Origin of the sequence: Bradyrhizobium sp. BR 1432, assembly GCF_051547705.1 — a bacterium.
Lineage (GTDB): Bacteria > Pseudomonadota > Alphaproteobacteria > Rhizobiales > Xanthobacteraceae > Bradyrhizobium > Bradyrhizobium zhanjiangense.
The window spans coordinates 7,504,239-7,517,336 of sequence record NZ_JBPUGF010000003.1 but is presented as its reverse complement, the minus strand read 5'-3'; the positions used below and the strand labels follow the sequence as shown (position 1 = coordinate 7,517,336).

At 60.5% G+C, this 13,098-nt stretch carries 10 protein-coding genes and 1 pseudogene; 4 read left to right on the top strand and 7 right to left on the bottom strand.

Translation table 11 applies throughout. The annotated features are described in order from the left end of the window. Positions 1-4: 4 nt before the first annotated feature. Together rfbC and rfbD are read left to right on the top strand one after the other, a co-directional pair. Positions 5-559: a dTDP-4-dehydrorhamnose 3,5-epimerase gene (rfbC, locus tag ACSKB8_RS36555; protein WP_438109383.1), complete on the top strand. Its 555-nt coding sequence runs from the start codon at positions 5-7 to the stop codon at positions 557-559. After that, positions 559-1,509 (top strand): dTDP-4-dehydrorhamnose reductase, encoded by a 951-nt coding sequence (gene rfbD, locus ACSKB8_RS36550; RefSeq protein WP_438109382.1) that lies wholly within the window; start codon positions 559-561, stop codon positions 1,507-1,509. The genes rfbC and rfbD overlap by 1 nt, the downstream gene beginning before the upstream one ends. A 60-nt stretch (positions 1,510-1,569) precedes the next feature. Here rfbD and ACSKB8_RS36545 read toward each other — a convergent pair whose 3' ends face one another. From ACSKB8_RS36545 to ACSKB8_RS36520, 6 genes and pseudogenes are all read right to left on the bottom strand, one after another. Then, positions 1,570-3,771: a glycosyltransferase family 2 protein gene (locus tag ACSKB8_RS36545; protein WP_438109381.1), complete on the bottom strand. Its 2,202-nt coding sequence runs from the start codon at positions 3,769-3,771 to the stop codon at positions 1,570-1,572. A gap of 143 nt (positions 3,772-3,914) precedes the next feature. Then, positions 3,915-4,772 carry a hypothetical protein gene (locus tag ACSKB8_RS36540; RefSeq protein ID WP_438109380.1) on the bottom strand — a complete coding sequence of 286 codons (858 nt, stop codon included), beginning with the start codon at positions 4,770-4,772 and terminating at the stop codon, positions 3,915-3,917. A 252-nt stretch (positions 4,773-5,024) separates the two neighbouring features. Continuing rightward, positions 5,025-5,603: pseudogene (locus ACSKB8_RS36535) on the bottom strand (glycosyltransferase family 2 protein); the annotation flags it as partial. Beyond that, positions 5,551-6,396 carry a tetratricopeptide repeat protein gene (locus ACSKB8_RS36530; RefSeq protein ID WP_438109379.1) on the bottom strand — a complete coding sequence of 282 codons (846 nt, stop codon included), beginning with the start codon at positions 6,394-6,396 and terminating at the stop codon, positions 5,551-5,553. The gene ACSKB8_RS36530 and the pseudogene ACSKB8_RS36535, both read right to left, overlap by 53 nt. Before the next feature lie 27 nt (positions 6,397-6,423). Then, positions 6,424-6,654, bottom strand: coding sequence for a hypothetical protein (locus ACSKB8_RS36525; RefSeq protein ID WP_438109378.1), 231 nt, complete (start codon positions 6,652-6,654; stop codon positions 6,424-6,426). Next, positions 6,633-7,298: a hypothetical protein gene (locus ACSKB8_RS36520; RefSeq protein ID WP_438109377.1), complete on the bottom strand. Its 666-nt coding sequence runs from the start codon at positions 7,296-7,298 to the stop codon at positions 6,633-6,635. Before ACSKB8_RS36520 ends, ACSKB8_RS36525 begins: the two co-directional genes overlap by 22 nt. 738 nt (positions 7,299-8,036) lie before the next feature. Here ACSKB8_RS36520 and ACSKB8_RS36515 point away from each other — a divergent pair. Further along, positions 8,037-9,362, top strand: a complete 1,326-nt coding sequence (locus ACSKB8_RS36515) for a glycosyltransferase family 4 protein (protein ID WP_438109376.1) — start codon at positions 8,037-8,039, stop codon at positions 9,360-9,362. Positions 9,363-10,018: 656 nt separating this feature from the next. Beyond that, positions 10,019-10,186 carry a hypothetical protein gene (locus ACSKB8_RS36510; RefSeq protein ID WP_438109375.1) on the top strand — a complete coding sequence of 56 codons (168 nt, stop codon included), beginning with the start codon at positions 10,019-10,021 and terminating at the stop codon, positions 10,184-10,186. Between the two features lie 564 nt (positions 10,187-10,750). On the opposite strand, the gene ACSKB8_RS36505 is transcribed toward ACSKB8_RS36510, so the two are convergent. After that, positions 10,751-12,907: a TonB-dependent receptor domain-containing protein gene (locus ACSKB8_RS36505; RefSeq protein WP_438110810.1), complete on the bottom strand. Its 2,157-nt coding sequence runs from the start codon at positions 12,905-12,907 to the stop codon at positions 10,751-10,753. Between the last annotated feature and the right edge of the window lie 191 nt (positions 12,908-13,098).

The following is a 13,098-nucleotide window of genomic DNA, read 5'->3' as shown; positions in this document are numbered from 1 at the left end:
GAAAATGAATGTGATCCGGACCGAGCTTCCTGAAGTGCTCATCATCGAGCCCAAGTTCTTCGGCGACGACCGTGGCTTCTTCGTCGAGAGCTATCAATTCACTCGTTACATCACATACGGCATCACGCGGCCCTTCGTGCAGGACAACATGTCCCGTTCGCGCTGCGGCGTGCTGCGGGGTCTGCATCTGCAAAATCCCGTTACCCAGGGCAAATTGGTCGCCGTGCTACGGGGCAAGGTGCTCGACGTCGCCGTCGACATCCGCGTCGGGAGCCCGAATTTCGGACGTCACGTTGCCGTCGAGTTGAGCGAGCAGAACCGGCGGCAGCTATGGGTTCCGCGGGGATTCGCGCACGGTTTCCTGGTGCTCTCAGAGACCGCGGACTTTTTCTACAAATGCGATGATTTCTATAGTCCGGAGAACGAGGTTTCGATCCGCTGGGACGACCCGGCGATCGGTATCAACTGGGGTATCGAAAAGCCGTCGCTCTCGGCCAAGGACGCGGACGCGCCGCTGCTTGCGGACATCAAAAACCTTCCATTGTATGGGCAAGTCTGATGCGGATACTGTTGACGGGAACCGGCGGGCAGGTCGGAGGTGCATTGCAACCAGTCCTGGCTCGACTCGGCACAATCATCGCGCCTAACCTCAATGATTTCGATCTGTCGAAGCCTGACAGACTCGTCGGGGTGCTCGACACGTTCCAGCCGGATCTCATCATCAACCCCGCGGCCTATACCGCCGTGGACCGCGCGGAGGACGAGCGCGAGCTCGCATTCCGCATCAATGCCGGGGGACCCGAGGTGATCGCCAAATGGGCTGCGAAACGTCGCGTACCGCTGGTGCATTTTTCCACAGACTACGTCTTCGACGGCTCCGGGAAGGCGCCATGGCACGAGGATAGTCAAACGGGGCCGTTGTCGGTCTACGGCGCAAGCAAGCTCGCCGGTGACACCGCCATTTGCGCAGCAGGCGGTCCGCATCTGATTGCACGTACCTCTTGGGTCTACGCCGCCAAGGGCGCCAACTTCCTACGCACGATCGCGCGGCTTGCGGCAGAGCGCAAAGAGCTGCGCATCGTTGCTGATCAGATCGGCGCGCCGACCACTGCGAGGACGATCGCCAACGCCATTGCAGATATCGTGCTGCCAAATTTGTCGAACCTTAATGAGCTCTTTGCGCGCAAAGGCGGCGTCGTCAATCTCGTCTGCGCCGGCGAGACCAGTTGGCATGGCTTTGCGAGCGCGATCGTCGCCGGCCTGAGGTCGCGCGGCCTAAGACTCGAGGTTGAAAGCGTCATTCCGATCGCCACGGCCGATTTCCCGACCAAGGCGATACGGCCCGGCAATTCACGGCTCGACCTGTCGCGCCTGAAGAAACAGTTTGGAGTGACCATGCCGAATTGGCAGGAGGCGTTATCGGTCGAGCTCGACGATTTCGTTGCCTTGCAAGAAAAAGCAGCACGCGCCGAGCCGGCGCGCCAGCTCCAGCAGCGAGTTTATTCGTGACTGAACGGCGGATCGAGCGAAGGGGGCGCGCGGCGGCCTGAAGGACGATGAGGCGCCGCCTCAGAACCCCAACGGCACGTCGCGCGCCGGTTTGAGATGATTGTAGCGAGGGGCGCGTGGCCCGGGCGGCCAGGCGAGGGCGCTGTAGGGAATCCCGTCGCGCGAGAGCTGCGGATTGTAGGTAGGGTCCTCGTTGAGCCATTCACCCCAGCGCGCCCGAAGCAGATTAAGTTCATGCTCGAACCGGCTGCGCCGGTCGGCGCGATCATCCCGCCCGCGGCTGGCTGATTCGGCGTGAACCAACTTCGCATGCGGCGTGAAAACGATACGCTTGCCCGCTTGGCGCAACCGTAAGCAATAGTCGACGTCGTTGAAGGCGACCGCGAAGCGCGACTCGTCCATCCCGCCGACGGCAAGATAGTCGCTGCGTCTGGTTGCGAGGCAGGCCGCAGTCACGGCGCTGCATTGGTGCGCGACAAGGAGCTGGTCGAGAAACCCGGGATCATCACCGAATTTGTCGGTAAAGGCGTGAGTCGCCGCGAAATTCATTCCCAGGACGACACCGCCATGCTGAACGACGCCGCCAGGCCAAGTCAGGAGCGCGCCGACCGCACCGACATCAGGCTCGGCGAGCCGCGTGAGCATCTCCTCGAGCCAGTCTTCGGAACTCGCCTCGATGTCGTTGTTGAGGAGACAGAGCACGTCACTGTCGAGTGTTGCTGCGGCTTGATTGTTCAGCCTCGCGAAATTGAAGGGACCTTCGACCCGCAAAGTCCGCACGCCGCGTCTCGCCAAGCCTGCAAGATAGGCGATCGTCTTGGGGTCGGCACTGTCATTGTCGACGACGAGAATATCTGCGCGGCAGCACTCGACCGCCGGCGAGATGCTGTCGATACAGGTGCGCAAGAGCGGGAGACGATCTCGGGTCGGGATGACCACTGTCACGCGCTGGCGCGGAATCGCTCGACCAATTCGAACCGCAGGAAAGAGGTTAACTTGTTGCGGGGTGACATCGGCACTGACGGCACGTGCGTCGAGGTGCATTTGGCTCGCCGCGGCAAGCTGATGGCTGGCATACGTTCGATCGAGTTTAGGAAGCGTCGCCAGTGCTCCCGGCAGATGAAGGATGTTGTCCTCACGTGGACCAGCGTGATCGAGCAGGCAGTTGAAGAGGCGGTAAAGATTGTCGGGACGGGCCTCAAGGCCGGCGAGCAGGGCGTCTCGTCGAACAGCAAACAGATGCGCACAATAGCCTTGCTCCAGCATCCTTTCGTAGTCGAATGCAGGAAAGGCCAGCGGCCAGAGCCGGCCATCCTCGGCGAGAAAATCGAGGTCGCCGTACAGGGCGATCGCATCCGGATAGGCGTCGAATGCTGCGGCAATGCGGGCCAGAGCATTCGGCTCGACCACCACACCCGCCATCGCGATGACGATGTGATGTGAATCGGAGGCGGCGCCGTCCAGAAACTCCAACAGAGCGTCGCTGTCGACGGAGAGTAGCTCCCCGTCAATGACGCCTGCCGTCCAGCTTTCGTGGGTCTGGGTCTGCAGCGCGGCAAGCGTTTGCTCTGCGCCGGGGGCGCCGGCGACGACGACCGCGAGCGAAAGGGCACTTACTCGCGGGATCGGCAGCGGGAAGCGGTCGCGCCAATTCACGTAGTCGGAGAACGGAAGCGAGGCGGGAATCAGTTGATCATACAGCTGGCCGCGCAGGCGCTCGGCACCGTAGCCGCCGAGCGCGTCGATCATTCCGGCAAGGCCGTCGGGAAAGGCGACAAAGACGGCCGTCGCTGGAATTGGCTCACCGTCCTCCCTGCGCAACGAAACGCGGTGAACGCGGCCGTCGGCAAAGCGTTGCGGGACGTGGAAATCAAAAGCGCGCGCATTCCGGTGTGCCGCAGCTTCGCCAACATGCGTCCAGGCGGTTGCATTAACCTGGGCGACGGCCTCTCCGTCGACGATTGCCTCCAGAAAGAGCGCGGAGTCGCTATCGATCCAACCCTGGAAATGCAGCCCGCCGAGCCAGCGCAACTGGCACGTCTTGCGCAGATCGGCGCGATTTGCGTACTCGCTCTCCAAATCGACCGGTTGGCCGACAGGCGTGCCGAGATTGGCGAGGCGGGCCTCGAGGGTGCGTGCGGCGCGCAGCAGATCGGGCTCAATCGTGATCGCGAATCCGCAACTCGCCTGATGCGCTTGTTCAGCAAGCTCCGGAACGAAGGCGTCGGCATAGGTTGTGCTGAACACGAGGCCGTCGAGCAAAATCTCGACGCTATAGCGGCGCTCCGGCGCCTGCGCGTCGTAGACGAAGCCGGACAACGTGCCATCGCGCGCGAGCTCAAGCCGGCTGACGAGCTTTGGTCTGATCGACAATTCGGATGGGTGGCGAGAGAGACGCGACATACTCAGGACCGCGCGACCCAGTCGACCACGAGATCGGCAAGCGCTGCCGCGTTCACAATGGCAGAAATGGCGAGGTCGCCTTTGCGGGGCTTCAGCGCACCGCCGGACCAGTCGCGGTAGGCGACTGGCCTTGTCGCCTGTCTGGCGGTCTCGACGAGAGGATGGCCGAAGACGGGCTGCTCAAAATCGGTGAGGATCCAGCCCGGATTATGCGGTCTCAGGACATCGCCAAGTTCGTCCGCGGCAATCGCGCCCGTGACGAAGATATTGGGCCGTGACATCAGGCGATCATCGCCGCAGGTCGCCCCGGCAACGACGATCGGTAGCGATGGTTCGCGCCGCCACAGACGATCGGCCAATGTGTTTATCATACGCAGGGATGCGAGCGTTGGCGTCGAGGGAACGATTACAAGGGACTTGTCATTGGCGGAGATTGGCGGCAGTGTCATGAAACATGTGGGCCAGTCATGCAGCAGGATCTTGCGATCGGGCCACCTGCTTTGTGCATAGGCCTTTGCCATTTTGCTGGGAACGAAAAGTGGAGTTGTGCCGGAGGGCAGGGAAGCAATCTCGCCAATGCTCTCCGATATCAGCCAGCGATCGATCGGAACATCGAGGCACCGGATCAGCTCGATGAGCCGCGGCGGCGGGTTTGGCTCAAGGATCTCGACACGCGTTGGGGATAGCCGCCTCAGGATGTCGCCAGCGCTGGCGAGATTTGCCTCTGTGTCGAGCCTCAAACACGTGGTTTGCGGCAAACCTCCGTCGGCAGCTCGGAGGTGAAGCACATTGTCGTCCCGCGAGAGCAGGACCGTGCGCTCGCCATGCAGGCGCAGATGGCGTATCAGCGCGTTGGTCACGGCAGGGCAGGTCCGCGCTCCCGCGAGAACTAGTACCGATGGCTCAGCGGGCCATGGCAGCGCACGCTCGAGCGCAGCGCGCGCCGGCCGTAAAGGATCGGCGATTTCAAAGGCGCGGCATTCCTCCCGGTAGTTCGGGAATCGCTGGTCCAAAAAGTTAAGATTGCGAAGCACGAGACCGCGCTTCTCCTCTTGAAAAGATTTCGAGCCGTGATGTCCGACATAGACCGACGGCGCGCAAACATTCCGGAAGCCGTTGGTCCGCGCGCGGAGGCAGAGATCGATGTCTTCGAGATAACCGCGATCGAAATTGTCCGAGAGCTTGCCCACACTGTCGAGGCAGGCCCGTGTAACATAGAGGCAGAATCCGATGCCGCTTGCGACATCGATCGCTTTCCCCGCATTAGCTGCGCTGGCGACGCGGTCGATTGCGACAATCTCGTCATAGCGCGGCATCGGATTAACGTCGTTCGGCGTTGGAAATGAAAAGATGTCGCCGTTGTTGGAAAGTGGTGTGACGGTTCCGATGTTTGGCGCCGAATATGCCACGTTGGCTAGCCGATCGACGAAGCCGGGCGGAACGAGCGTGTCGGAGTTGAGCAGTACTACGTCGCCCCTCTGGATCTCGTTCAGCGCCCGATTGATCGCGCCGACAAAGCCGAGATTGACCGGGTTTACGAGGAGACGAATCTTGCCTGCCGCCGCAAGCTCGCTCAGATGGGGCCGCAGCTCCACTTCCGGACTGGCATCGTCGATGGCGAGAACCTGAAAGGCGTCCTTACCAGTCCTTCGTTGACGCCTTGCCTTGTCGAGGCTCTCGAAGCATTCGATCGTTGCCCGCGCATCCCCATAGACGGGGACAATAACGGTCGGCAGGTCGACGTTCGGTCCGATTCTGATGGAAGAATTCGCGAGCGGCTCGGAGGTTCATCGTCGAGGTGAGGTTGGGCGCCACGCGTCGAACCTGGACGACGTCTTCGCCGCATCTCAGCGTCACGATTTGAGCTGTAGTGGACGGTGGCCGCCGAACCAAGAAGGTTGTTGCCTGCACATCTGCGCTCGCCAGGGGGTGAAACGGATTGGATTCGAGAATGCTCGTCAGCGTGCCGTCTTCGGTTGCAAGGCTAACTTCGACGGAAAGGGCGTTGGTCCAGGCGACCCAGCCCGTCACGTGATTGTCGAACACAGAGCAGGCCGCCCAGTGGCGGCCCCCGGCACGCCGCAGCTCCGCGATGGCAGCTCGAAGGATGGCCGGATTGCCTTCGCGGCGTATTAGTTGAGCGGCTGCGGCCAGTCGTCGTTCGTCGACAGCCCACGCCAGCATCCGGCGGTTGGCGCCGACATCGTAAGGATCGACAAGAAGCGCCCGCGCAAGATCGGACAGCGCAGCTTCGTTAAGTCCAAGCCTCCAAGCGGCTTCGGCGCGGAGAACGAAGCAGTGAGCTGCTGGTGGAGGCGAAACTCGAATGCGTCGATCGGCGTATTTGAGCGCCGTCGCGAACTCCTGCGTGGTCAACGCCTCGGCTGCGAGGCGTTCGAGCGCGATATGCGCGTGAGGCCCGACAAGGAAGGAAACATCGGGAATCTTGCGATGGTGGTCCGACCCAGCCGATCGCTCACCCACGCTACGCGGCTCCATTTTCGGATTGCCCTAGCCGATGGAGCTCTCTTGGCGCGCCCGGCTGCGGAAGACGCGGACCCGGCTGGAGCCGACCGGTTTTCGTGACGGTTTTGCGGGAACGACGACATTGTCTGGGGCTGCTAACCGGTTGACGCCGATGCGAATGCCAACCAGAGGCTCGCGGCTGGTCGGCCCCGACAGAACGACGCGTTTTCCGATGGCGCGCAAGGTCGGCGCGTTCAAGAACGTCGCTTCCGCCACGAACTCGAATCCCCGGCGCCACTGATTTCCAGCACGACGCCTGTAATCGGCAAGGCTCGTCCACGCGTGCCGGCATAGGTCCCGAGCGACACCATTTTGCCGCTCCCCGCCTGGCTAATGGGGAATTGGACCGCATAGCGAATATCGAGACCCGCCGGCTTCTCCGGCCATTCAAGGGCAATTCCTTCGATGCGCGATGGGGCCGTTGGACCTGCAATCCAAGCATTAGACGCGACGACAACATCGCCGCGACCTGCGACGTGGCCGAGGATCTTAAGACCGTCCATTGCAACATTTGCGTGCATGACCACGCTCTCATTTTGCGCGCCGAGCGGCGCTCGGCCGGATTGAATTGGTTCGATACGAACCATGGCCGCGCGCGATCCCCCGGGTCGCATCGGCTGAACCTGAATCTGCAACGTGCCGGGTGTGTTGACCCGGACCATCAGGCCCGAATTCGGCTCCCAAAGCGTCGGCTCCGTTGCGTCGGGATGCATGATGAGCTCCATGCGCCCTTCATGTCCCTGCGTCGGTACAACCGTCACGTGCGGCGGCGAAGCGAGATCGTCCGCACTCTTGTAGCTCACGAAGAAGAGTCCCCGATCGAGACTTACGACCTTCTGCTGCTCAACATCATCCATCATTGCCCCCAATCAGATTCGATGAACCAAAGATTGTTTCTTCTCGCTTGACGATCTTGCGTGAGCGTCGCTCTGACGAACCGGTCCGCAAACAAGACGGCTTAAGGAACGCTTCTCAAGCGAACGGCAGGACGCCAATCCGGCGGCAATAGAGATCGGCGTATGTATTCGGTTTCTGCGCTGAGCAGCTCCGCGATTTGACGGAGCCTTTCATTCTCGTCTCTCAGCAGCGCGATGGTATTCGCGATATCATCGACCCCGATCAAGTCAGGATGCCAGCTGCACAACTCACGGTCGAAAGGGGGGTGTTTAATCGTCATCGGATGGCTCACCGCGCGCTTGGACTTGGGCCTCTAAGACTAAAGCAATCATCAAAAACTCGCGTGGCGAGAACAAAACCCAAAGTGGCATACGTTTGGACTTAATCGCTCTAATTTGGGGCAGGAAAATGTCAGGCATATCGAAAGCTTCGAGGCGAAGAGATACTTCAGCAGTTTAATCATCGGGAACTTGTGGACGAGTGACACAGTCGTGTCATGACGGATTGGTTTGAGTCTGTTCAATCAGATGGCGCCTTTGCTCACGAAGCGAGCAAGACGAGAACAGATAAATCTTGAACTCAATTGCCTGTTGGAATCTGCGTGCTTCGCTGTCGCCAACTCTTGCTATAGATATCGCCCATGCTTGCATTCATTCCCGATTGATTGCATGCCACGAGGGGCTGGGCCGAGAGCGGCGTCGATGAAGATCCTAATCGTTCACAACAATTTCCCGGCACAGTATCGCAACATTGCGGCTGCTTTGGCCAAGGAGCCTGGCTTCGAGGTCGTAGCCGTCGGTGCATCGACTGCAAGATCGATGCCGTCCGTACGATTGATCAAATACGCGCTTCCTGACGCTGACGTTTCAGGAACGCATCCATTTGCACGGCGCTTCGATGTCGAGTGCCGGCGTGCCGAACAGGTGCTGTACAGTCTTTCGAGTCTAGCGACGTCTGGATTCAAGCCGGATCTGATTCTCGCCCATCCCGGGTGGGGCGAGACGCTGCCGTTGCGTACGATGTTTCCCAAGGCACGTTTGCTGATCTATTGCGAATTTTTTTACGGGGCCGATGGGCGTGACATCGGATTTGATCCGGAATTTCCAATGCCTGGGCTCGATGGTCACATCGGGCTCCAGTTGAAAAATGCGACGACCCTGCTCGCGCTTGAGGATTGCGAGATGGGCATCTCGCCAACGAAATGGCAGCAATCGACGTTTCCCGCACATTACCAGGGCAAGATCGACGTAATTCACGAGGGCGTCGACACGGCGCGCATGCGGCCGAATCAGCAGGCGCGCCTGCTGCTGCCGAATGGACAGCACGTCCGACCGTCCGACGAGGTCGTGACGTTTGTCGCGCGCAATCTCGAGCCGCTTAGGGGCTACCATATCTTCATGCGCGCGCTGCCTGAGATCTTGAGACGGCGGCCGAACGCACAGATCGTCATCATCGGCAGGGATGGCGTATCCTACGGACTTCCGCCCCCGGCGGGCACAAACTGGAAGTCGATCTTCCTTGACGAGATGCGCGATCGCCTGGACCTGTCGCGTGTTCATTTCATGGGAGGAGTCTCGTACCAGACCTTCATTGCAGCCCTTCAGGTATCATCGGCGCACGTCTATTTTACATACCCCTTCGTGCTGTCTTGGTCGATGCTGGAGGCGATGAGCACTGGCTGCCTCGTCATCGGTTCTGACACGTCGCCGGTGCGCGAAGTCATCAATTCGGGCGAAAATGGCCTGCTGGTCCCATTCTTCGCAGTTAACGAGCTTGCCGGGCGGGTCGTCGAAGTGCTCGAGCAGCCGGCAAAATTTTCCGTGCTCCGCGAAAGCGCCCGCCGCTATGTTGTCGATAATTACGACGCGGAGCAGGTCTGCGTGCCCCGAATGCGCCGCCTTATAGATCTGAGGGGAAAGGCCGCGTCATCACCGCGCGTATTCTGGCCAGCGCGTCCGGTTTCTGAGTGGCGGACCAAGAGCGCCAAGCGAGCGTCGCGCAACATGCCGGCAGGTCGCCAACTGTGATGCAGTCGATGTCGTTCTTAATCCGTTGTCAAGTTGCCGATCAGGACGCGCCTGGCGAAAGTGAGCCATCGCTCGAAGAGGCGGCGGAGGGGGCGAGCATCTGGTTGCCTGTCACGTCACCTGACAAGGGCGATCGCGCAATCTCCGCGAGAATTCTTGCCCCATGCTGACAGTTCTCGCCGAGCTGGAACGTTGAAGAGCGTATCGCAGCTCCGACATGTATGACGAAATGAGGCAACGCACTCTCGACTTGAACCTATGGCGATATCGCTCGCTTCTTGAAGGTTGCTCATGTTGCCTCTGTTTTGCTCAGCTTAGCCCGAGTTAGCCCATGATGGATTGGAGCGAGAGCTCAAGCGTTTCAATCGGTTGAAGGGTGGCGTGCGCACGACGTGTGCACCGGTTCCGGCGAGCCGCATGAGTTCGGACTAGGCGCGTTTCGGATCATCGCGCCGATCAGTTCCGAACCTGACTTTATGATCCAAACCGGACGGATCTGGGCGGCGGCGGTAACTGACCAGTTATTTCGAGCCCGGCCGCGCTTCTTCTAACAGCCATGCTGATCTCCCGCCGTCATAAATCCGTAATTTTCAGGCACCGAAGCTTGGCGCCGTCTCCCGATTTGTCTGGGAGTGGGACCGCAAAAGGACCTGGTCATGACCGACAGTACCCAGCACGACGCGGCTAGACGCAATCGCCTGCTCGAAGCAGCCCAACAGGAGATGATCAAGTTCGAACGCAAAGAAAACGAGTTCCGCAAGAAGGATCGCGCGGAGAGAGCGGCCGAACTTCAACCGCCGCTGGATAAACTCAATATTCATTGATTGCGAGGCCGATAGTTTGACAGGACTGTCATGGCACGTTTTTAGCTTAGTTGCGCGACCAAGGACCGACGCTGCAGCTCCTCGTCCATCCTCGGCCTAGATCACCAGACGGGCGAGGAGCTTGCCGGGTATGAACCAATCATCGATCAGCCGGTTATCCCGGCATGTATCGCCTTTGGTATTTCGTCGCCTTCCTTACCGTCACTGCGGCCGTTTTTGGTGCCTTGGTTGGGTTCGATAAGTTTCTGGGCAGTTAGCCGAAGGCCGCCCGTTCTTCAGCCTGATAATTCAGCTTCTGACCTGAAGCAGGCTGCAATGGAGGGACAGAGTTTGCTCTGCCCAGTCGGTCCAGAGGTCGACCTGCTCTGCTATTGCGGGCGCGTTGTCAAATTCAATTCCGATGTTCCGGACGATGCTCTCGCTTTTGGTGTGCCCCCAGAAGCCGCCGCGGCTCGCAAACGACATTCTCTCGCGCCTTCAGAACCCACGTCGACCTTCGGACGATCGGCCCGTACTTAGGGCCAATTCGATCAGCGAAAAGGCGCAATTGACCGAAGCGGACCGTCAGAACCGAGCTGCTATTGTCAACCGCACGGCGCGCGGCTCGGCGGGATGAATATGGCGATCGGCGAAACCGCCGATCGGCTCGCCCGGTAGGCGCGACAGGTAATAGTATTCGATTTGATTGGTCTGCGTGTTGAAGAGATTGAGCACGTCGAGCTGCAGCTTCACGCCGTTTTCAAATTGATACCCCGCCCGGGCATTGAAAATCAGCGAGGACAGCGACCGCACGCTGTCATCCTCGATCAGCGGACGCGGGCCGAAATAGCGCGCCTTGAGTGCCCCGAACCAGCCGGTCTCGCTGCCAAAGGTAACTGCGCCACTCGCCACCCACGCCGGCGCACCGGGAATGCGATCGCCTGCGGGATCGAAATCGGTGAAGCGCGCGCGGGTATAGGCAATGTCGAGATCGAACGACAGCCACGGCACCGGCTTGTATTTGTTCGTCCATTCCACGCCGATGCGACGGCTCGGCCGGCTCGGCTCGGTGGTACCGGCATCGCCGACGAACAGCAGTTCCGAGTCGAAATCGAGCACGAACACCGCGACCGAGCTGGTGAGGCCTTCGATCGCCCTGGTGCGGATGCCGAGCTCGGCGCCGCGCGAGCGCACCAGCAGCGGCACGCGCTCGAGCGGCGTCACCTTGTCGTTTGGATCGACTGTGATGGTCGCGCCTCTAATATCATTGCTGTGCAGGCCATAGCCGGCATTGCCAAAGAATTCGGTCTTGAACCAGGGACCGAGCACGATGCCGGTCTTTGGGCTTGCCATCGTCGCCTGCGCATTGCCGGAATTTTGTGGCGTGTCGCTCAGCACGTGTCCGGCAAAGATGTCCTCGCGGACCCCGACGGTCGTGTGCAGCCAGTCGTTCCAGTGCGTGGTGCTGTCCGTCCAGATGCCGACGTTGCCTTCCTGCACGCGATCGTCACGAACGGTCGAGAGCACATTGCGCTGTTCGGTCTTGAACAGGCCGACATGGATGTCGTCGTAGCGGCTCTGCACGCCAACACGGGTTTGCGTCACCAAGCCGCCAAACCGCCAGTCGAAGGCGTGCCGCGCATCGAAACCGCCGAAGGTACGGCGATCGAGCTGGTTGAACTGGTCGCCGTTGACGGGATTGTCGAGGAAGTAAGTGAAATTGTTGAAGAGCTCCAGATCCGAGCGCACGATATAAGCGCTGATCTTGCTCTGCCCATACGCGCTCGACTGCGCCCAATTGCCGGATAGGCTGAAGCGGCTGGAGGTGCCGCCGTCGGTCGGATCGAGTGTGCCGAAACGGCTGATGATGCCCTGGTCGATGGCGCGCTGCGCGACCTGGTCGGTCGAATTCCAGCCGTTGGAATAGGCCATTCCGGTGAGCGTAAATCCGTCGGTGGCGGTGCCTTGGCTATAGCGCAACACGCCGTTGATCTTGCGTACGTCGTCCGGCAACTCCCAAGGGCCATTGTATTTGGTAGCCTCGATCGCCGTGAGCAGCGTGCCGTCGCCGATGGCGGTCGAGCCTGCCGCCAATCCACGGCGATATCCAAAACTGCCAAATGTCATCTCCGCGATATTCTTCGGCAGCTTGTTGAGGTAGTCGATCGCCACTGCACCGGCGGTGCCGAAATCGCCCACATCGGCGAAGTACGGACCCTTGCGGACATTGACCGACTGGATCAGCTCGGGAATGAGGAAATTGATGTCGGCATAGCCCTGCCCATGACCGTGCGTTGGCATGTTGACCGGCATACCATCGACGCTGATGGCGAGATCGGTGCCGTGGTCGAGATTGAAGCCGCGCAGGAAATATTGATTGGCTTTACCCTCCCCGGAATGCTGGGTGACGATCAGGCCGGGCACGGCTTCCAAGGCCTCGCCGACCCGCGCGAACGGCACCGCGTTCACTTCGGCGCCGCTGATCTTCATAGCGCTGACGGCCGTGGGCTGCAGGGCAGCGGTCTTGTCGGACGAATCGCCGGCAGTGACGTCGTTGGCGCCGACTGCGACTGGCAGCTCGGACCGGGCTGCGGTAGCGCGGTGCGTCCCGCGATTTTGGACCCGTTTGGGCCGGGCGACCCGATTGGGCTGCACACCGGCTGCAGTGACGGTGACGGGCGGAAGCTGATTGGAGTTAGCTGTTGTGGCTACTTCGTGCGCCACTGCCGGGAACGCGCACACGACGGACGAAGTGGTGGCGGCAAATATCCGCAACAACAAGGCCCCACGCACTGACACGCCCCCGCACAATACCTGGTACAGTCGATGACCACTGCACGCACCCAAGCCAGCCCACTCACGTAGCAAGCCGGTATGACGATTGAACAACAATGTCATACCTAAAGACCAAGATCGAGCGGGCACCACACCAG